Origin of the sequence: uncultured Mobiluncus sp. (genome assembly GCF_947087965.1) — a bacterium.
Lineage (GTDB): Bacteria > Actinomycetota > Actinomycetes > Actinomycetales > Actinomycetaceae > Mobiluncus.
In genome coordinates this window covers 98,843-118,262 of the sequence record NZ_CAMUES010000007.1, presented here as the reverse complement: position 1 = coordinate 118,262, position 19,420 = coordinate 98,843, and the positions used below count along the sequence as shown (strand labels likewise).

The following is a 19,420-nucleotide window of genomic DNA, read 5'->3' as shown; positions in this document are numbered from 1 at the left end:
GGGGTGCGTGGCGTTTTGCGGGTCGTCTGGCGGGGTTTAGAACAATCGATTTTCGGCATCAAAATCCACGCCGCGCATCTCATCGTAATCCAGCACGACACAGCGAATCCCACGGTCTGTGGCCAGCGTGCGGGCCTGGGGTTTAATCTCTTGGGCAGCAAAAATCCCGGTAATGCCCTCCAGGTCGGCTTGCCGGCCCAGCAAATCCAGGTAGCGGGTCAACTGCTCAACCCCGTCAATTTCGCCGCGACGCTTCACCTCCACCGCCACCGGACGTCCTTGTGCATCACGAACCAGCAGGTCAACCGGACCAATGGGAGTGGGCCACTCCCGGCGCACCAAAGTCCAGCCCTCCCCCAGCCGTACCGCTACCTGTTCCGCCAGCAGCTTTTGCAGATGCGCCTCCACCCCGTCCTTTTCCAGTCCCGGATCGACCCCCAAATCACACACGACATCTTCATAGACCGCAGTGATGTTAATCAGCAGGGCGTCTCCGGATTTGGCCTGTACCCGCCACGTTTGCGGGCCTTGCGGGGCGTTGGAATCTTCCAGCTCAATGTGCAGCTGGCAGGGCGGACTCATCCAGTTCAGGGGCTTGTAGGAACCGCCATCGCTGTGAATCAGCACTGAACCGTCAGCTTTCACCATCAACAGGCGTTTCGCCGCAGCCAAATGCGCGTCCAAACGTCCCGAATAATTGACTTCGCAATCCGCTATGACCAGGCGCATACTGCTAGCCTAGCCGAACCGCGCGAGGTAAGAAACTCAGTAAACCATCTGGGTACGCGGCGGGGAGGATTCTTTCCAGCTGACCAAGCCGGAATAATCGTGTTCATCCATCGCCAACCAAAAATCGTCCGGCTCAGAAAAACCCTCACGCGGCGCGCGGCAATGCAAAATAGCCAGGGTATAGTCCGACCCCGGCTCGGTATCTACCGCCGATTCCAAAATCTCAAAATCCGCCCGTTCCCAACGGTGATTCGAGCCCCAACGCAGGGAAATTACCCGATACCACTTCAGAAAATCCTCGGAATAATGGCACACCCCGGCTCGCCACGGATCGGTAGTATTGGCCCGCCACGCGACGTTGAAAGAACCATCATTTTGGGCCTTAAACCGCAAGCGCGCCAGGAAGTAAATCGCCAGCGCGCAAACGAGGAACAGCACCAGGAGCAGACTGGCAAACATCGCACTGGTTGCGGTACCCATGATGTTCCTCCTCACGTCCTAGAGCCGCTACATTGAAGCCCAGCTCTGCGGCCAATGCCCAAAGTGGCGGGCATCTCAATGACCCCGCCACTGCTATCCCCAAGTTGCCTTAGAGAAAACCCGAAGAGCCTTATGGGCAATCATATCCCAATCGGACTGATTCGTGGAAGTTGTTTATTTTAGTCTGCCGATGCGGGAGCCTGATTCGCGGAGCTGGCAGCCAAGCTGCGATCCAGCACTACGGTCACGGTGTTATTATCCACCGAGGCGAAACCGGCCTCGACCGGGAAGTTATGCGAATCTGCTTTTCCGGTCGAGCCCGATGCGTCGACACGCACCTGTCCGGCCCGCAGCACGACAAACAGCGGCTGGTGGCCCGGCAAGACCCCCAGGTCACCGTCTGCGGCAGGCATGATGACCTGGGACGCTTCTCCCTGATACAGGGTGCGCGTGCGGTCTACCACCGCAACTTTCAGCGTGTCTGCCATGGTTTATCACATTTCCTTTTGCAGTTTCGCCCAGGCCGCTTCGAGGTCCTCGATACCGCCAATGTTAAAGAACGCCTGTTCGGGAATGTGGTCGTACTTGCCTTCGCAAATCCGCTTGAACGCCTCGATGGTTTCGCTCATCGGCACGGTCGAGCCGGGTACGCCGGTGAACTTTTCCGCCATGTAGGTGTTTTGGGACAGGAACTGTTCGATACGACGCGCGCGCGCCACCGTGACCTTGTCCTCTTCGGACAGTTCGTCCACACCGAGGATGGCGATGATGTCTTGCAGTTCCTTGTTCTTTTGCAGAATCTGTTTGACCTGGGTCGCGACCTCGTAGTGTTCCTTGCCGACATAGCGCGGGTCGAGGATACGCGAGGTGGAGGCCAGCGGATCCACCGCCGGGTACAGACCGCGGGACGCGATGTCACGAGACAGGTTCGTGGTCGCATCCAGGTGCGCGAAGGTCGTGGCCGGAGCCGGGTCGGTGTAGTCATCCGCCGGCACGTAGATGGCCTGCAGGGAGGTAATCGAGTGACCACCCGCGGAAGTAATGCGCTCCTGGAGCTGGCCCATTTCGTCAGCCAGGTTCGGCTGGTAGCCCACGGCGGAAGGCATCCGGCCCAGCAGGGTGGACACCTCCGAACCGGCCTGGGTGAAACGGAAGATGTTGTCGATGAACAGCAGCACGTCCTGGTTTTGCACGTCACGGAAGTATTCCGCCATCGTCAAACCGGACAGAGCCACGCGCAGACGCGTCCCCGGCGGCTCGTCCATCTGGCCGAAGACCATTGCGGTCTTGTCCAACACGCCCGCGTCAGCCATTTCGTGAATCAGGTCGTTGCCCTCACGAGTACGTTCACCGACCCCGGCGAACACGGACACACCGCCGTGGTCCTGAGCCACACGCTGAATCATCTCTTGAATCAACACGGTCTTGCCCACACCGGCACCGCCGAACAGGCCAATCTTGCCGCCCTGCACGTAGGGGGTCAGCAAGTCGATGACCTTAATGCCGGTCTCGAACATTTGAGTCTTGGATTCCAGCTTGTCGAAAGCCGGAGGGGTGCGGTGGATGGACCAACGCTCCTTGACGTCCAGAGTTTCGCCGTCTTTCAAGTTCAGGCAGTCGCCAATCACGTTAAAGACGTGACCCTTGGTGATGTCGCCCACCGGTACCGAAATCGGGGAGCCGGTATCGACTACCTTGGCTCCGCGCACCAAACCGTCAGTAGGCTTCAGGGCGATGGACCGGACAATGTTGTCGCCCAAGTGCTGAGCCACCTCCATCGTCATGGTCTGGGTCTGGCCGGCTTCGGTGCTGCCCATGCCCGTGTATTCCACGGTCAAAGCGTTGTACATCTCAGGCAGTTGATCCGGGGGGAACTCCACGTCCACGACCGGGCCAATAACCCGGGAGATACGACCGGTTCCTGGGGTTTTCTCACTCATTTTCGTTTCCTCTAATCGGCGTTTGGTAATCGGTTATTTCTTAGAATCTTGGAGCGCGTCAGCACCGGACACGATTTCCGTAATCTCGGTGGTGATGTCGGCCTGACGAGCCTTGTTCATGTCCAAAGTCAAGGTGTTAATCAAGTTGGACGCGTTATCGGTCGCGGCGTGCATGGCGTTTTGACGGCTGGCCAGCTCGGCGGCAGCCGCGTGCAGCAGGGCGGTGCGAATCCGCGACTCGACATACAGCGGCATGACGGTCTCGAGCACTTCCTCAGCGCTGGGTTCAAAGTCATACAGCGGCATGACGGACTTGTCGGCCGCTTTGTCCAAACCCATCCCGTCAATCTGGACCGGTTCATCGGGGTCGATGACCTTAATCGGCAGCATCTTGCGCACCTGGGGCACTTGGGACACCATCGAACGGAACTTGGTGTAAACCATGTACAGCTCGCACACCCCGCCCTCTTCCGGCGACTTGAGGAACGCCGCCAAGAGGCTCTTGGCGATTTCCATGGTGCGTTCCTCGCTGGGCTTATCCGAACCCCCGGTCCATGCCCGGCGCACTTCCATACCGCGGAAGTTGAAGTAGGACAAGCCGCGGCGACCCGAGACATAGACCACCGGGTCTTTGCCTTCATCACGCAAACGTTCCAGCAGACGCTCGGTTTCCCGCAGGATTGACGCGGAATAGGCACCGGCCATGCCGCGGTCAGAGGTGACCGCCAAAACCGCCACGCGGTTCGTGTCGGTGCGTTCCGTAATCAGCGGATGATCGAGTTTGGCGTGGGCGGACACGGCCGCGACTGCCGCCGCGATGGCCGAGTCATAAGTGGTGATGGATTCCGCCCCGGCGCGAGCCTTGCCCACGCGGGAGGCCGCAATCATCTCCATGGCACGGAAAATCTTTTGCAGAGTCTCAGTGGACCTGATTCTCTGCTTGAGAGCCCTTTGCGAACCTGACACTTTGCCCTTCCCTTACGTTCTGTTCGGTTACTTTCGTTGCTGACCAGCAGCGCTGGCCCAGGCGCCTCAGCGCTTCTTAACGATTTGTTCCTCGGACTGCTCCGCCTCGGCATCGCCCTCAATGGCATTCAAGTCAGCCTGGGGAACCAAGTCGTAAGACTTGCGGAAATCCTTGACGGCAGTTTCCAAACGCGCCACCAATTCATCGGGCCAAGCGCCCTTTTCCTTGATTTCGTTCAGGATGCTGCCCTCGTTACGCAGGTAATCCAGCCAGTCCTTTTCAAACTGGAGGACTTTGTCGGTAGCGATGTCGTCCAGGTAACCGTTCGTGCCAGCCCAGATGGAGCACACTTGTTCCTCAACGGGATAAGGCGTGTACTGGGGCTGCTTCAACAGTTCCATAAGCTTCTCGCCGCGAGTCAGCTGCTTGCGGGTCGTGGCGTCCAGGTCGGAAGCCAGCATGGCGAAAGCGGCCATCGAACGGTACTGCGCCAACGTCAGTTTCAACGTACCGGCGACCTTCTTCATGGCCTTAATCTGAGCGTCGCCGCCCACACGAGACACCGAAATGCCCACGTCCACGGCCGGACGCTGGTTCGCGTTGAACAGGTCGGACTGCAGGAAGATTTGGCCGTCCGTGATGGAAATCACGTTGGTCGGAATGTAGGCCGACACGTCATTTGCCTTCGTTTCGATAATCGGCAAGCCGGTCATCGAGCCACCGCCCAAATCGTCGGACAGCTTCGCGCAGCGTTCCAGCAAGCGAGAGTGCAGGTAGAACACGTCACCTGGGTAGGCTTCACGCCCCGGCGGACGGCGCAGCAACAGCGACACCGCACGGTAGGCTTCCGCCTGCTTGGATAGGTCATCAAACACAATCAACACGTGCTTGCCCTGGTACATCCAGTGCTGACCGATGGCTGAACCGGTGTAGGGAGCCAGGTACTTGAACCCAGCCGCGTCCGAAGCCGGGGAGGCCACGATAGTGGTGAACTCCATCGCGCCGGCGTCCTCCAACGCGCCCTTCACGGAGGCAATAGTGGAGCCCTTCTGGCCGACCGCCACGTAGATGCAGCGCACCTGCTTGTTGGGGTCGCCGGACTTCCAGTTGTCACGCTGGTTCAAAATCGTGTCGATGGCGATAGCGGTCTTGCCGGTCTGGCGGTCGCCAATAATCAGCTCACGCTGGCCGCGACCAATCGGAATCATCGAATCGATGGCTTTCAGCCCGGTCTGGAGCGGCTCGAACACGGAACGGCGCATCATCACGCCGGGAGCCTGCAATTCCAGAGCACGACGCTCGCCCAAGTCCTTGATTTCGCCCAGGCCGTCAATCGGGTTGCCCAGCGGGTCAACCACGCGGCCCAGGTAACCATCACCCACCGGCACGGAGAGCACGTCACCCGTGCGGTAGACCTCTTGACCTTCCTCAATCCCCGTGAAATCACCCAAGACGATAGCGCCAATCTCGCGCTCGTCCAGGTTCATTGCCAGACCCAGGGTACCGTCTTGGAAGCGCAGCAGCTCGTTGGCCATAGTGCCGGGCAAACCCTCGATATGGGCGATGCCGTCAGCAGTTTCGGTCACGTAGCCGATTTCCTCCGCGGTCGCGGCGGATGGTTCGTACGCATCCACAAACTTGTCCAGGGCGCTCTTAATGTCCTGGGGACTTATTGATAGCTCAGCCATCAGCATTCCTTCTGTTGTCGTTCCATAGGGTCTAGCCCTATCGGTCATATTTTCGTTTCGTATTAGCTTGCCAGCTTGCGCCGGAACTGCTCGGCGCGGGACTTGACCGCGCCATCCATCACCGTGTCGCCCTGCACAATCTTCATGCCGCCCACCAGGTTCGGGTCAATGACTACGTTGACCTCAACCTGTTCGCCGCTGCGAGCGGACAGCAACTGAATGAGCCGGGACTGCTGGGTTTCACTCAGCGGCGTGGCGGTGTAAACCGTCGCCATCCCCCGCTGGCGCATCCGCGCGGCCGAATCCAGCAAAGCCCGCAGGTCTGACGCGAGGCGACCGGGCGCCGCTTTGGCAATCACGGCATTCACCAGGCGCAACGCCAGGGGCTTGACCCCGGAACCGACCAGAGAGTTGAACGTCTCCAGACGCTGATCCAGGGGGGCGCGATGATTGTCAGTCAGGAAGTTGCGCAAATCGCGGTTCTTGGAGACGACCTGGCTCATGGCAAAGATGTCGCGTTCGACGTCCTCTAGCTGGCCGTTATCCTGGGCGGTTTTCAGCAACACGTGGTTTGCCAGCAACCGGCAGGCTTCCTGCAGGTCAAGCTCGCTGGACCAACGACCGGCGGCGAGTTCCAATACTCCCGCCAGGGCCGGTTCGGAAAGCTTAGAGCTCAAGATAGTGCGAGCCAGTTCCTGCTTGTCCGGGGCGGTACGCGCCGGGTCAGACAGGTTGCGGGCCAGACGGATGTTGTTTTCCAGCAGTTCAGACAGGGCAAAGTATTCCTCGGCGACCGCGGGGCCAGTCTTCATCGTGGCTTTCCCCAGGGTCTTATCGACGGCCATGACCATAGTGGCCAAGGTCCTTACCGACGAGGCTCTCATTGACTTCCCTTACCTTCTCTATCTTTAAGCCACCGGCTGGGCTTCGAGTTCGTCGAGGAACCGATCCACGACGCGCGAGCTCAGGGCTTCATCCTTCAGCTGTTCGCCCACAATCTTTTCCGCGAGCTGGGTAGCCAAGTCGCCCACGTCCTGACGCAGGGAGGCTTCCGCCGCGGCCCGCTCAGCAGCAATCTGGCGCTGAGCTTGCTCGATAATGCGCTTGGCTTCTTGATCAGCGCGTTCAGTGGCGCGGGAGACGATGTCCTCCGCTTGCGCATTGGCTTTATTGCGAATTTGGGCGGCTTCTTCCTTCGCGTCACGCAGTTCGGATTCAATCCGCTGCGCCGCGGCCTGCGAGTCCGCCTGTGCCTTCGCCGTAGCGTCCAAGCCCTCCTGGAGCTTGTCGGCACGCTCCTGCACCAGTCCGTTGTACTTCGGCAGAGCGACCTTCACAACCACCACCAAGATGACCACGAAGATGACCGCCGACCAAACGATGTCGTAAGTCTCTGGCAGCAGAGGGTTCGGGGTATCGCCCGCCTTAGCTACTAGTGATACTAAAGTGCCTAACATACGTGCTCCTTACCGGAACAGGAAGCCCGTCACCAAACCGATCAAAGCCAAGGCTTCGACGAAGGCGATACCGATGAACATGTTAGTGGTGAGCTTTCCGGACAGTTCCGGCTGGCGGGCAATAGCGTCCTGAGTGTGACCAATCAGAATGCCCAAGCCAATGCCAGGTCCAATAGCGGCCAGACCATAGCCGATGGTTGCGAGAACAAGTGCACTTCCAGTCATGTTTTCTTTCCTTATTTGTTGTTATTCTCACGCCGGTTGGCGCGAGAAGCCTATTTGTTTTTCTAATGTGCGTGTACGGAGAGGTTCACATACACCGCGGTCAGAATCGCGAAAATGTACGCCTGCAGGAAAGCCACCAGGATTTCGAACAGGGTAAACGCGAAAGCTGCCGCAAAAGTCAGGATTCCTATCGGGGACAGCGCCGAGAGATGCGCAAAGAGGAAGTAGTTCGTGGCGCTCAGGGTCAAAGCCAGCAGGAAGTGGCCGGCAATCATGTTGGCCAACAACCGGACGAACAGGGTGAACGGGCGAATGATAAAGGTGGAAATCGCCTCAATCGGGGTCAGCAGGAGATACAGCGGCCACGGCACACCCGGCGGGAACAGCGAGGACTTAAAGAACTGGCCTACACCGGTCTCGCGAATTCCGGCGTAAATGAAAACAAACCAGGCAAACACCGCTAACAGCAACGGGAAGCCCGGTTTTGAGGAACCAGCCAGGTTAAAGCCCGGAATAATACCCGCAATGTTCATGAACAGCACCGAGAAGAATACGGTCGTGATAATCGGGGTGTATTTACGCCCGATTTCCTTGCCGATGACTTCCTCAGCGATGTTTTCCTGGCAGAATTTGAACCCGAACTCCATCACGTACTGGGCGCGTCCCGGGATGAGTTTGGCCCGCGTGGCGTACAGTACCAGACACAGTACCAGCAGCAGTGTCATGATGAGACGAATCATCATGACACGGTCGATAGTGAAAGGAGTTCCGGCGAAAGCAACGACCGGGGGGAACAAGTCCATAATGGTGGGGGCATGGAACGAGTCATCTGTAGCGGGAACCAAATTCGGCATCAATGCCGACATGAGCGTCAACTGCACTCCCATTGTTCTCCTTTGAGTCCTAAATCATGAGTTCGCCTAACAACGTTATCATGAAATTCAAACGGGATTTGCACGAGTAAAAACTAGCTTGGGTAAAAACACGCAAATTTTCAATACGCGGTCGGTTTTTCCCCTTCAGTTTCCGACTGCGTCGGTGGTGAGACCGGGTCTAACAAGGGCACTTGCGCTTTTGCCAGCGCCACCGGAAAGACGATGGCCTGAACCAAAATCATGGCCAGCATGGTGAAAAAAATTATTTTCGCATCCAGGCCCGGCAGCTTTCGCGCCACCCCCAGAGCCAGCAAAATGACGATGATTTTCAAGACAAAATCCGCGCCCATGCCCGCCATCATCAAGTCGGGGTGATTCAGGGTGAACAGGTGTGTGGCAAACGTCACCGCCACCAGGCCCGCCCCCACTGCGGCGCATAAACCCACGGAACGCAGTCCCGCCGCTCCTTCCAACCACGCCGCTAACCCGGCCGCCACCAGCAGCACCATCAGCACAGCTAGGGAAATCGCGGTCAAAGAAAACTTCACCGCCCGGCGAGTCCGGGGACCCACTTGAGCCGCGAGGAAAGCGGGAGATTGCGCCGGCTGGGGAGTTGTTTCGTTCACGGCTTTACGCTATCAGAAAGGGAAGAGTCACGGTACAGGGCGTGTTCCGGGCCGTGGGGTTGGCGATATTTCGGGTTGAACCAGCGGCGCACCCCTTCACGCCAGGCAGGCAGAATCTCAATCGTCGCCACCATTGCCAGCAGGGAGGCTACCAGCATCAACACCAACACGTAGCGCATCCGCAGCAAAGTCAGCGAGGCCGCCCCCAGGGAAAACACCGCCGTCCACAGGTACATGACCAGCACGGCGCGCACCCGGGAACGTCCGGCATGGGACAGGCGATGATGCAGGTGACCGGCATCGGCTTGGAAGGGAGACTGATGATGATACAGCCGGCGAATCACCGAGGCGACCATGTCAAAAATGGGGATAGCCAACACCGCCAGAGGCAAAACAATGGGCAGGAAAGACGGAAAAGCCTGGCGAAAATAGACGACTGCCGGGTCGATTTGGCCGGTGACGATGATGGCGGCGGCCACCGTCAGTAAACCCAGCAGCATGGCTCCGGTATCGCCCATGAATATGGAGGCGGGAGAAAAGTTGTGTGCCAAGAATCCCAAGCAGATTCCGGCCAAAGCCGCCGCTACCGTCGAGGCCAGGGAGGCGTAGGACGCGGCCCCCAGCGTGCGCGACAGCGTGTAGGAATAGATGAACAGGCCGGTGGCGCTGATGGCCATCATGCCGGAGGCTAAACCATCCAAGCCGTCAACGAAGTTCACCGCGTTGATGGCAGCCACCACTACCAGCACTGTGACCAGCAAGGACAGGCGAGATGAGCCGATGGTAAGGCCGAAAATCGGGAAGGACGTCAACTGGATACCCAGCCAGGACATCAATCCTGCCACCAGGATTTGGCCTGCCAGTTTCGTGTACCAATCCAAGTCCCAGATGTCATCGATGACGCCCAGAATCACAATCAAGACGGCACCCACCGCCAAACCCTTGACGTGTTCAAAGCTGGCGGCATCAGCCAAAAATGGCGTGTGCGAGGCGATGGCCAGCGCCACGAGGAAACCCACGCCCATCGCTACCCCGCCCAGACGCGGAGTCGGAAATTCGTGGACATCACGTTCCCGCACCGGCGCTAAAGTCCCTGTCGCCAGGGCAAACTGGCGCACCAGCGGAACCGTGAGGTACGTAACCGCGGCCGCAACCAGGAATATCAACAGGTAAAACTTCATACGGGCTTTAGTTTAGCGGGTTAGAGGCGGGTTATTTCGCTCCGATGTGACTATAAGGGGGAGATATGCCGGGTAGCTGCCAATAATGGCAGCTACTGCCCATATCCCCCGGTATAAGCGCATGAGGCCTCAAGCCAGGGCGGCGAGGATGTCAGCCAGGGGGACATCGCCCTGGCGTATCAAGCGCGGGGAGCCCTGTGCCAAGGTGATGATGGTGGACGGGTGTCCGGAGGGCGAAGGTCCCGCGTCCACGTAAACACTAACCTGCTCACCAAAATATTCCGTGGCGGCGGCAATATCAGTGGCAGGAGGCCGAGTGTGCAGGTTGGCGGACGTGACGGCCAGTGGGCCGGTGTGGCCCAAGATCTCCAACGCCACCAGGTGATTGGGCTGGCGCAACGCAATCGTCCCGTGGGTTTGCCCCAAATCCCAGCCCAGAGCCGGGTTGGCAGTCACGATAATAGTCAGAGCACCGGGCCAAAAGCGCTCAGCGAGCACACGCGCGGCGCGCCGCTGACTCGCGCTAGCCTGCGGTTCCGGGGCCATCAATTCATCCAACGCCGCCGGACCGGAAACCAACACCGGCGGAGGAAAGTCCTCCCCCCGGCCTTTGGCCTGCTGCAAACGTGCCACCGCCGCGGGGGCAAACGGCACCGAGGCTATTCCATAAACCGTATCGGTAGGCATGACCAGCAGCTCATCGCGTTTCACCACCGCGTCAATCGCCGCCAGGTCAGACCGGGTAATCGGCCCGGTCAGGGCATCAACAATCTTCATAGAGCTGATTTTAGTCCCCGCGCCAGCCAAACCGGCTAAACCGACTCAACCGGCATCCCCGGCTCCACCTCGCTTGTGACTGTGTTCCCAAAACCGGCACAGCCGGGGCACGTCTCAGCCGACAAACCCCATCAGCGCCCACATCCGCGGCAGTGCGAACACCAGCGTCAAAGTGGCGGCAGTCCCGACCACCAAACCCAGCAAAGCCATCTGTTTCACCGAGATTTCCCCAGTGGCATAAGCAATGGCGTTCGGCGGGGTCGAGATAGGCAGCGACATGCCCAGCGAGCAGGCGATGGCTACAGCGCAGGCGACCGTGACCGTATCGACCGAATCGCCCAGGGATACCGCCAGGGACACAGCCAGGGGCACCAGCAGGTTAGCGGAGGCCGAGTGGGAGATGACGTTGGCGATAGCGAAACCGACAAAACCGAGCAGTGCCACAATCAACACCGCCCCCAGAGAGTTCCACGGCACGGAGTTGACCAGGAACTTGTCCAGGCCGGTGTTCCCGATGCCTTCACCCATCGCGATACCGCCTGCCACCAGCCACAGCACCGGCCAGTCGATGCTCTTAATGTCCTCGCCGCTCATGACCTTGAGACACAGTAGCGCTACGACGGGCAGGAACCCGACCACGTTGGAGGAAATCCCGTGCAGGCTCTCGGTCATCCACAACAGAATCGTGGATCCGGCGATGATGTAGAACAACACGGCTTTCGGGGTTTTGTTCCACTGGGAAGTCATTTCAATGTGAATCACGGCATCGCGCGGGATAAACACGGCGCTGAGGAACAGCCACGATAAAAACAGCACCACCAGCATAAACGGCACCGCCATCATCATCCACTGCCCGAAGGACACGTGAATGCCCTGGGCGGCCAGGGCGCCGACCGCAATGGCATTGGGCGGGGTACCGACCGGGGTACCGATACCGCCCACGTTGGCGGCCAAGGGAATCGACAGCGCCACGCCGGCTCGCGCCCGGCCCCTTGGCAATGCCGCCAAAATGGGGATGACCACGGTAAACATGGTGGCGGTCGTGGCGGTGTTGGACATAAACATGGACAGCAGAGCGGTAATCAGCATCAGTCCCAAGGTTGTCAGACGCGCCTTTTCCGGGAAAGGTTTGAGCAACACCGCCGCCAGGTTGCGGTCCAGCGAAAACTTTTCAGCGCCTTCCGCAATCATAAAACCGCCCATGAACAGGATGATTGTCGGGTTGGCCAGGGTCGCGAAGTATTCCGAATACTTGGCGACATGTTCGGCTTGCGACGGGTCACCGCCGGTGGGGTCAAACGGCGAACCCGTGGACACCAGCATGACCTCCAGGCCGATGACCAGCACCGCGGTGGCGGTCAGGGGAATCGGCTCGGTAATCCAAAACACGATAGCCAGCAGGAAAATCGCCAACATGCGTTCGCCGGGCACGCCCAGATTCGGGATGTCGACCAGCAGGGGGACGAAGAACACGATGGCCCCCAGCACCAGGCCAATCTTTTCTTTCCAGCCCAGCGGGGCGGATTTTTTGACGTTAGAAGGGGGTTTGGGCCGCAAAGTACGGATGGGACGTTTTGCGGGTTTCGGGGCGGCGGCACGAGACTGGGGCGCAGCTACCGCCGGTTCGTTTCCTTCCCGGCCCGCGTCGGATGGTTCGATAGCGTTTTCGGATTGCGGATTATCTGGATTACTCACTGATCCTGCCCCTTTGTTCCTCGCCGTTCGATGCTGCGTGCCGGCCACCGGTCAGTCCGGGCGGCTGAGCCCTTTGGTCAGCTCCATCGCCCGCGCCGGATCCAGCGCCGAGAGATAGGGCACCGGGTCAATCCCGGCCAGTTCCACGTAATCGGTCAACATGGTGCGCACCACGTCTTGGAGTTCTTCGGGTTTCCAGGGTTTCGCCACGTACTGATCGAGCCCGGCTTCGTTCACCGCACGCACGGTGTCAGATAGGTCAGCCTGACCGGTCACCAGGACTTTGCGGGTCAGCTGGGTGCGTTCGTCGGACATCATCTGGCCCATGAACTCGATGCCGGTCGTGCCGGGCAGCCGATGGTCGCACAGTGCCAGAGCCAGGGCATCGCCATCGTTTGAAATCTCATCGATGACCTCCCACGCGTCAGGCACATCCTCCGCCGGTTCGATGCGTAAAGTGTCCGCGAATCCCAGCAGGTCACGGGTCACAGCGGCACGAACTTCCGGTTCGTCTTCAAGGATTAGGATGGCGAGTTTCATGGTTTCTCCTTCATTGGGGACTTTTCTATTGTTTCACTCCATCGCGGGATTCGGACCAATTTGCCGGAAAACGTCAGAAAACGAAAACCAGCAGTCCGCGCGAAACCGCCCGACCGGGCTTGTGACCCTAAAGCGAGACTGGAATTCCGGTGGTCGGCAGTTCCACGATGGCCAAGGTGCCCGTCGGATTGGAGACGTTTTCCAGCCGGATGGTTCCGCCGTGATTTTCCACAATCGAGCGACACAGCCCCAGGCCGATACCCATGCCGAACCTCACTTCGCCGCCTTTGGTAGAGAAATGCGGCTGGAAAATGTGTTCGATGACATCGGGGGCAATGCCGGGTCCGGTATCGCGGAACGTCACCACGATTTGGTCGCCGCGGGCTTCCGTTTTGATGGTTAGCTGCCCAATCATTCCCGCCAGTTCGTCCCGGTCGGTGGGGCGCTTGCCGACCGCATCGCTGGCGGCCGAAGCCTCGCCGGACATAGCTTCCACCGCGTTCGTAATCAGGTTCGTCCACACCTCATCCAGCTGGCCGGGGTGGCAAGAAATCCGCGGTAGTTCGCCATAATGCACGTCAAGGTCGATTTTGTCCAAGCGGTGAGACAGCAGGCGCAACGTGTCTTGCAGGCCCGTGTTGACGTCGACGTTTTGTACCGGATCCCCATCGGGACGCGCATAAGAGCGCAGGGACGCCACCAGGTCAATGATGCGTCCCGAGGCGGTACGCAGGTTGCGCAGACTGGTGCCGATGGCAGCCGCTTGTTCCAAGGCCCCCAGGTCCGTGTCCGGGTTGGCTTTCATGTCTCTGGCGAGATTGCGGGCCAGGTCAGTGCTGTAGACTCCTGCCACGGACAGGCGTTCCACCAGGGTTGCGTCGCCCAGGATTTCCAACAGTTCACGTTTACGCGCCCGCGTTTCCTTGGTGGACAAGAACGGGGCTTCCTCGGCATTTTCCAGGGATTCCAGAGCCAGGTTCCGCCACGTTTCGTCGGGACAGGTCGACAGCAACATGCGCATATCCTCGTGAATGTAATCCGCGGCACGACGAATCGCCGCCACCGGATTATTGAGTTCGTGGGCCACACCCGCCGCCAGCTCCCCGAGCGAGGCAAAACGGGCTTGTGCAGCCATTTCCTCCCGGGTCTCGCGCAGTTTGTCCAGGGCTTTCGCCAAGTTCGCTCGCTGCAGCGCCAGTTGATCGGCCAGGACCGCCGTCTCCAAGTGGAGGTTTTCCGCGCGACGCAACCGGCGGTCGTAAGTGCGCATAAACAAGGCTGCCACCAGCAGCGACACCCGGGAATCCCCGGCAATAATCATGTTCATTTCGTCGAGGGTGAGGCTAATCCCCACGACCTCTTCGGTCACCACGGCCGTAAAGAACGCGCCGATTTCTTCCCCTGAGGACAGCATTCCGATGATGCGCCCGGTCGAAGCATGGTGCATCAGCAAATCCCCGCTCGCCGAGGAGCGTTCCAGCGCGATACTGCCGGATAGCGCCAGGATAATGCTACGAACCGGCTGGCCTTCCTCGGTTAGGTGCGCCCCCACCGGGAAGGTAATCCGTTCCTGGGGTCCCAAGATAATCTCGGCGCGGCGCACAATTTCGGCGATGATTTCTTCATCGTCCTGTTCGAGGTCAAAAACAAAGCGGCTTTCGTACATGCCACTATCATGCCGGAATTTCGCGAGCGCACGGGTAGGTTTGCGAGCCGAGGATATTTTTCGGGCGTTAATCCTATTAATTTGCCTCGGTGTGCCATATATGGCACACCGAGGCGTAAAAATAGTTTTTAGACAGGGTGCAAGCCCCGGGCTACTCGTAGCGCAGCGCCTCGATGGGGTCGAGCTTGGCGGCTTTGGACGCCGGATAGTAGCCGAAGAAAATCCCGATACCAAGCGAGAACGCCAGCGAGAACAGCACCCCTCCCAAGGGCGGGATAGCGGGATTGCCCATCACGTTGGACCCCAGATATCCAGCTAGACCTCCCAGGGCCACGCCGAGAAGCCCTCCCAGCAGACACACCATCATGGCCTCGACCAGGAACTGCAATCGGATATTCCACTGGGTCGCCCCCAGAGCCTTGCGAATACCTATCTCTCGGGTGCGTTCGGTGACCGACACCAGCATGATGTTCATCACCCCGATGCCGCCGACCAGCAAGCTCAGCCCCGCGATAACCGACAGCCCCAAGGCGATAGTGGAAAAGACTTTCTTAATCTCATCCATCATCGAGTCCATGGAATCAATCATGACCCCGTAATCCGAGTCAGCCCAGGTTTTATCCAAGAATTCCTGCAAACTGTGCTTCAAAGCTTTCGCATCGGTGCCGGGAATCGGGCGCAGCGTCGCCCAGTTGAACCCCGGTTCCTTAACCCCGCTAATCTCCTCTTCCAAAGTGTAGGGGATATAGAAACTGTCCCCGCTCGGCCCGCCGCCACCGATGAGAGCGTTGGCAGCCCCTTTCATTTGCACCTGCCGGGCGACCCCGATGACTTGAAAAGTCATTTGGGATTCGTCACTGTCAAACTCAAAGCTCTGACCCACGGCGTTTTGTGCCGCTCCCCCGAACAATTTTTTCGCCAGGGTGTCGGAGATAACCGCCACCGTGTCGGCGCTTTCGATTTCACCGGCATCAAAACCGCGGCCGGCGACCATTTCCATATTGGACCCAATCAGGAAATCCTGGTTGGTGGTCTGCACATCCGCGTCCACGTCTCCGGCCGCGCCCTTAGCGGTGCCGAAACTGCCCATACCTTGCACGCTGATACCTTTAACCTGGTCGGAAAATTCCTCGCGAATCTGGTCCAGAATTTCCGGAGTCAGGTATTGGTCATCCCCGTTGCTGTCTGCGAAAGCCGAGCCAGACCCGCTATCCCCAGACATGTCCTCGTCCTCGGTACTCTCGGAATCCCCAACCACATAAGTGGGGTCATCCGAGCCGGACTGTGCTTGGCGAGACTTTGCTTTGGCAATATTGTCCTTGGTATCCACCGAGAGATACATATCCTGACCCCCCAGGGAACCAAGCGAGTCAGTCACCGCGCTGGTCACGCCGCGAGAAATGGTGAGAATCGTCACCACGGAGGCGATACCGATGATGATGCCCAGCAGGGTCAAAATGGCGCGCAGCTTGTTTGCCCACAGTCCTGCCAGGGCTAGGCGCACGTTTTCTCCGAAAGTCATTGGGCGCCTCCTTGGGTCGACACACCCTCGCTCAGCACACCGTCAACCATGGTAAAGATGCGCTGGGTTTGCTGAGCCAGCTCCGGGTTGTGGGTAATCAAAACGATGGTTTTGCCCTGCTCGCGGTGCAGCCGGTGAAACAGGTCCATGACCATCAAACCGGTGGCGGTGTCCAAAGCACCGGTCGGCTCGTCAGCCAAAATAATGTCCGGGTCATTGGCCATTGCCCGCGCAATCGCCACCCGCTGCTTTTGCCCACCGGACAACTCACTGGGCTGATGGTGAATCCGTTCGCTCATGCCGACCAGTTCCAACAGTTTCAGCGCCCGTTCCCGGCGCTGAGCGCGCCCTACTCCGGCATACATCATGGGCAGCTCCACGTTCTTTAACGCGTCGGTACGCCCCACCAGGTTGAAGTTTTGGAACACGAACCCGATGGAAAGCGAGCGAATCAACGCAGCCTCGTTATCGTCAGCTTCGGAAATATCTACGTCACCCAGCAGGTAACTGCCCGAAGTGGGCCGGTCCAGCAAGCCGATGATGTTCATCAGGGTGGATTTGCCCGAACCGGAGGACCCCACGATGGACACGAACTCTCCCGGATAAATCGCCAGGTTCACGCCTTTCAGCACGGTCAGCTCGTGGTCGGTGCCCAGGAAGAATCCCTTATAGATGTCGCTCAGCTCGATGACCGGCTGTCCCTTCGTCGCCCCCGACTGTCCGCTACCCTGGCCGGTGGGCACGGGAGGGGACGCTTGTGAATGCGCCCGCCCCTCAGAAAAGACCCCCGGCAGGCTCATGATGTCACTCAACAGTCCCCTCCATCATCTGCGGAGTATCGACATAGTGACCGGTTTCCCCGGACAAGCCGACATAGTTCATGGCGTTATCCAGCACGGTCGTGCCTTCTTTGATGCCTTTACCCTTGATTGCGGCCATGCCGTTGCCTTCTACCAGGACTTCCACCTGGACTTCGCGAATCTTCGGCTGTTCCGAATCCGGGTTATCTATCACCAGCACGGACTTCGGGCCGTCTTCGCCCGTCGCCTCCGAGTGTGCCATTTCGGACGGAGCGGGAGCTTCGGTGGAGGGTGGAACCTGGTCGTCAAGCGGCATCATCGCATCAACCAAAGCACCCTTCGGCACGGTCAGAGCGTTCTTTTCACCGGCAACAATCGCCTTTACTTTGGCGGTAGACCCCAGGCGCAAGCCTTGCAAATCACCCGTTACCGTGATTTGCACCGGAAACATGACCGAGGCGTTGCCGCTCCCGCCCTGTTCGCCGCCCTGTCCGGGCTGCGTGGGGGTCTGGTCGATGGCGGCCGGAGAAATAAAGGACACCACGCCCGTGAACTCTTTATCCCCGGTGGCCGGAGTGGTGAAAGTGACCTGGTTACCCACGCTGAGTTTGGAGACCCCGGATTCTTTAATCTGGGTTTCGATGACCATGTTTTGGTCATCTTCCACCGTCATCAAGGCACCTTCCGGAGCGGCTCCGACCTTGGCGGTTACGGAGGTCACAATGCCTGATATCGGGGAAGTTACGTGCGCCGAGCTGATGTCGGCCCGCAGCTTTTGGATGGTGCTTTGCCCTTCCGCCAGGCCCGAACCCGCCGAGGCTTGGGCCGCCCGCAACGCCCGCAGATTCGAACTCACTTCCTGAGCCGCGTGGATTTTGGCGTATTCCAAGCTGATTTTGGCGTCAGACAGAGCGCCTTGCGCCTTCGCGACCGCCTCGCCGGCCTCGGCTATCTGGGTGTCTATTTGGCGGAGCGCAGCCTGGAATTGACGCCTTGCCATCCCCAAGTTTTCGTTCGCGTGGCCCACGGAAATATTGGCCTGAGCCTGCTGGGACCAGGCCGACCTGGCACCCTTGCTGCCATCATCAACATTTTGATCCAAGGTGGCGACCTGCGCTTCCAGCTCCGCGATGCGCTGGTTGACATTCTCAATGAGTGCATCGCGGCGTGTGGGGTCCAGGTTCTTGTCGGTCCGCAGCTGGGATAGTTGTTTCTTGGCCAGGTCCAAATCCGCTGCGGCCGAATTCCGCTCAATGATGGCGATGTCGCGCTGCAGGTTCGCTTCGGAAACCGCGGCTCCGGCGCGACCCGCTTCCATCTTGGCGTTTTCCACCTCTTGATAAGCCGAGCGCAGGGCATTTTCCTGTTCCAGCAAGGCTTGCAGAGTGCGGTTGTCTCTCTCCTGCTTCATTTGTTCGTAGGCCCGCGAAGATTTCACGTATTCGGTTTCGGCTTCCCGCAACGAAGTTTGGGCTCCGCGGATTTCCTGGTTCATGCCCTGATCCAGGGCGCTTTTCGCATTTTGATAGTTTTGGGCAGCCTCGTCGATGCTGTTTTGCTGGGTGATGCGGCTTTCGTTCAGCTGCGCCTGTTGGCTAGCCAGTTGCGAATTCGCCTCGGAACTGTCCAGCTGTGCCAGCAGCTGACCCTGGTTCACCCGGTCCCCCGCCTTCACGTTGAGAGCCTGTACTTTCGAGTTCAGCGAGGAGAACAAGGTCATGGTCTTGGCGCTTTTCAGCGTGCCGGTCATGCTGATGGTTTTGGTGACGTCCTCCCTGACGACGGTGGTCACGTCCCCGCGATAGACAGCCGTTGGGTCGTATTTGGGAGCCCCCAGGCCCATCACTGCCGGAATGCCCCACCCGGCAATAGCCAAGACGGCTACCGCGCTCACTCCAATGATGACTTTCTTTTTTCGTCCCCATTTGCGCCCGGATTTTTTGTTTCCCAACTGCGGTTTTTTCTTTGCTTTCCACCGTTCTTTCGGGGACTTCAGTTCTTTGGCAGGCTTTTCCGCGCTGTCCCCAGCCGCGGCGGGGGTGACGGTCGGGTCCTCGAGGGGAGTGAACACAGGTTCGTCGCTCACAAATTACTCCTTATTTCAAAAACGCATTTGAAAAACTATAAACTCCCGAAGGCACTTTTGCCCTGTGAAGAGCGGAAAATCCAGGAAAATCAGTCCGAAGTAGGAGGCTTCGTCACGCCCCGGACACACCGCTCTCACCCTTCAGGATGAGATAGTCCCAGATTAT

Annotated in this window: 19 protein-coding genes; all 19 read right to left on the bottom strand. The window is 59.0% G+C overall.

The window, feature by feature from the left end; all coding sequences use genetic code 11:
• Positions 1 to 36: 36 nt before the first annotated feature.
• Positions 37 to 729, bottom strand: coding sequence for an endonuclease NucS (gene nucS, locus Q0V70_RS08205; protein WP_297590590.1), 693 nt, complete (start codon positions 727 to 729; stop codon positions 37 to 39).
• 36 nt (positions 730 to 765) lie between these two features.
• Positions 766 to 1,209, bottom strand: a complete 444-nt coding sequence (locus tag Q0V70_RS08200) for a DUF2550 domain-containing protein (RefSeq protein WP_297590588.1) — start codon at positions 1,207 to 1,209, stop codon at positions 766 to 768.
• Positions 1,210 to 1,388: 179 nt separating this feature from the next.
• On the bottom strand, positions 1,389 to 1,697 hold the full coding sequence (locus Q0V70_RS08195; protein WP_297590586.1) for a F0F1 ATP synthase subunit epsilon: 309 nt from the start codon (positions 1,695 to 1,697) through the stop codon (positions 1,389 to 1,391).
• Positions 1,698 to 1,703: 6 nt separating this feature from the next.
• On the bottom strand, positions 1,704 to 3,149 hold the full coding sequence (atpD, locus tag Q0V70_RS08190) for a F0F1 ATP synthase subunit beta (RefSeq protein WP_297590584.1): 1,446 nt from the start codon (positions 3,147 to 3,149) through the stop codon (positions 1,704 to 1,706).
• A gap of 33 nt (positions 3,150 to 3,182) precedes the next feature.
• A complete protein-coding gene (locus Q0V70_RS08185) occupies positions 3,183 to 4,115 on the bottom strand; it encodes a F0F1 ATP synthase subunit gamma (RefSeq protein ID WP_297590582.1) in 933 nt (310 codons plus the stop codon).
• Between the two features lie 66 nt (positions 4,116 to 4,181).
• Positions 4,182 to 5,804: a F0F1 ATP synthase subunit alpha gene (atpA, locus tag Q0V70_RS08180; protein ID WP_297590580.1), complete on the bottom strand. Its 1,623-nt coding sequence runs from the start codon at positions 5,802 to 5,804 to the stop codon at positions 4,182 to 4,184.
• Positions 5,805 to 5,866: 62 nt separating this feature from the next.
• A complete protein-coding gene (locus tag Q0V70_RS08175) occupies positions 5,867 to 6,688 on the bottom strand; it encodes a F0F1 ATP synthase subunit delta (protein ID WP_297590577.1) in 822 nt (273 codons plus the stop codon).
• Between the two features lie 24 nt (positions 6,689 to 6,712).
• Positions 6,713 to 7,261, bottom strand: a complete 549-nt coding sequence (locus Q0V70_RS08170; RefSeq protein WP_296180455.1) for a F0F1 ATP synthase subunit B — start codon at positions 7,259 to 7,261, stop codon at positions 6,713 to 6,715.
• Between the two features lie 9 nt (positions 7,262 to 7,270).
• Positions 7,271 to 7,486: an ATP synthase F0 subunit C gene (atpE, locus tag Q0V70_RS08165; protein ID WP_004007339.1), complete on the bottom strand. Its 216-nt coding sequence runs from the start codon at positions 7,484 to 7,486 to the stop codon at positions 7,271 to 7,273.
• Positions 7,487 to 7,548: 62 nt separating this feature from the next.
• Positions 7,549 to 8,373: a F0F1 ATP synthase subunit A gene (gene atpB, locus Q0V70_RS08160; protein ID WP_297590574.1), complete on the bottom strand. Its 825-nt coding sequence runs from the start codon at positions 8,371 to 8,373 to the stop codon at positions 7,549 to 7,551.
• A 107-nt stretch (positions 8,374 to 8,480) separates the two neighbouring features.
• Positions 8,481 to 8,987, bottom strand: coding sequence for a hypothetical protein (locus Q0V70_RS08155; protein ID WP_297590572.1), 507 nt, complete (start codon positions 8,985 to 8,987; stop codon positions 8,481 to 8,483).
• Positions 8,984 to 10,168 (bottom strand): MraY family glycosyltransferase, encoded by a 1,185-nt coding sequence (locus tag Q0V70_RS08150; protein WP_297590569.1) that lies wholly within the window; start codon positions 10,166 to 10,168, stop codon positions 8,984 to 8,986. The genes Q0V70_RS08155 and Q0V70_RS08150 overlap by 4 nt, the downstream gene beginning before the upstream one ends.
• Before the next feature lie 129 nt (positions 10,169 to 10,297).
• Complete coding sequence (locus Q0V70_RS08145) at positions 10,298 to 10,945, bottom strand: L-threonylcarbamoyladenylate synthase (RefSeq protein ID WP_297590567.1); 648 nt, start codon at positions 10,943 to 10,945, stop codon at positions 10,298 to 10,300.
• Positions 10,946 to 11,059: 114 nt separating this feature from the next.
• Complete coding sequence (locus Q0V70_RS08140) at positions 11,060 to 12,640, bottom strand: DASS family sodium-coupled anion symporter (protein WP_297590566.1); 1,581 nt, start codon at positions 12,638 to 12,640, stop codon at positions 11,060 to 11,062.
• Positions 12,641 to 12,691: 51 nt separating this feature from the next.
• Positions 12,692 to 13,180, bottom strand: a complete 489-nt coding sequence (locus tag Q0V70_RS08135) for a response regulator (RefSeq protein WP_282921109.1) — start codon at positions 13,178 to 13,180, stop codon at positions 12,692 to 12,694.
• A gap of 127 nt (positions 13,181 to 13,307) precedes the next feature.
• Positions 13,308 to 14,846 (bottom strand): ATP-binding protein, encoded by a 1,539-nt coding sequence (locus Q0V70_RS08130; RefSeq protein WP_297590563.1) that lies wholly within the window; start codon positions 14,844 to 14,846, stop codon positions 13,308 to 13,310.
• A 151-nt stretch (positions 14,847 to 14,997) separates the two neighbouring features.
• Positions 14,998 to 16,368 carry an ABC transporter permease gene (locus Q0V70_RS08125; RefSeq protein ID WP_297590561.1) on the bottom strand — a complete coding sequence of 457 codons (1,371 nt, stop codon included), beginning with the start codon at positions 16,366 to 16,368 and terminating at the stop codon, positions 14,998 to 15,000.
• On the bottom strand, positions 16,365 to 17,171 hold the full coding sequence (locus Q0V70_RS08120; protein ID WP_366126916.1) for an ABC transporter ATP-binding protein: 807 nt from the start codon (positions 17,169 to 17,171) through the stop codon (positions 16,365 to 16,367). Before Q0V70_RS08120 ends, Q0V70_RS08125 begins: the two co-directional genes overlap by 4 nt.
• Before the next feature lies 1 nt (position 17,172).
• Positions 17,173 to 19,254 (bottom strand): biotin/lipoyl-binding protein, encoded by a 2,082-nt coding sequence (locus Q0V70_RS08115; RefSeq protein WP_297590555.1) that lies wholly within the window; start codon positions 19,252 to 19,254, stop codon positions 17,173 to 17,175.
• Between the last annotated feature and the right edge of the window lie 166 nt (positions 19,255 to 19,420).

Bases quoted from the DNA above. Each gene is read 5' to 3' on its own strand.
- nucS (WP_297590590.1), bottom strand. From the start codon at position 729: ATGCGCCTGGTCATAGCGGATTGCGAAGTCAATTATTCGGGACGTTTG.
- Q0V70_RS08200 (WP_297590588.1), bottom strand. From the start codon at position 1,209: ATGGGTACCGCAACCAGTGCGATGTTTGCCAGTCTGCTCCTGGTGCTG.
- Q0V70_RS08195 (WP_297590586.1), bottom strand. From the start codon at position 1,697: ATGGCAGACACGCTGAAAGTTGCGGTGGTAGACCGCACGCGCACCCTG.
- atpD (WP_297590584.1), bottom strand. From the start codon at position 3,149: ATGAGTGAGAAAACCCCAGGAACCGGTCGTATCTCCCGGGTTATTGGC.
- atpA (WP_297590580.1), bottom strand. From the start codon at position 5,804: ATGGCTGAGCTATCAATAAGTCCCCAGGACATTAAGAGCGCCCTGGAC.
- Q0V70_RS08175 (WP_297590577.1), bottom strand. From the start codon at position 6,688: ATGAGAGCCTCGTCGGTAAGGACCTTGGCCACTATGGTCATGGCCGTC.
- Q0V70_RS08170 (WP_296180455.1), bottom strand. From the start codon at position 7,261: ATGTTAGGCACTTTAGTATCACTAGTAGCTAAGGCGGGCGATACCCCG.
- atpE (WP_004007339.1), bottom strand. From the start codon at position 7,486: ATGACTGGAAGTGCACTTGTTCTCGCAACCATCGGCTATGGTCTGGCC.
- atpB (WP_297590574.1), bottom strand. From the start codon at position 8,373: ATGGGAGTGCAGTTGACGCTCATGTCGGCATTGATGCCGAATTTGGTT.
- Q0V70_RS08150 (WP_297590569.1), bottom strand. From the start codon at position 10,168: ATGAAGTTTTACCTGTTGATATTCCTGGTTGCGGCCGCGGTTACGTAC.
- Q0V70_RS08145 (WP_297590567.1), bottom strand. From the start codon at position 10,945: ATGAAGATTGTTGATGCCCTGACCGGGCCGATTACCCGGTCTGACCTG.
- Q0V70_RS08135 (WP_282921109.1), bottom strand. From the start codon at position 13,180: ATGAAACTCGCCATCCTAATCCTTGAAGACGAACCGGAAGTTCGTGCC.
- Q0V70_RS08130 (WP_297590563.1), bottom strand. From the start codon at position 14,846: ATGTACGAAAGCCGCTTTGTTTTTGACCTCGAACAGGACGATGAAGAA.
- Q0V70_RS08125 (WP_297590561.1), bottom strand. From the start codon at position 16,368: ATGACTTTCGGAGAAAACGTGCGCCTAGCCCTGGCAGGACTGTGGGCA.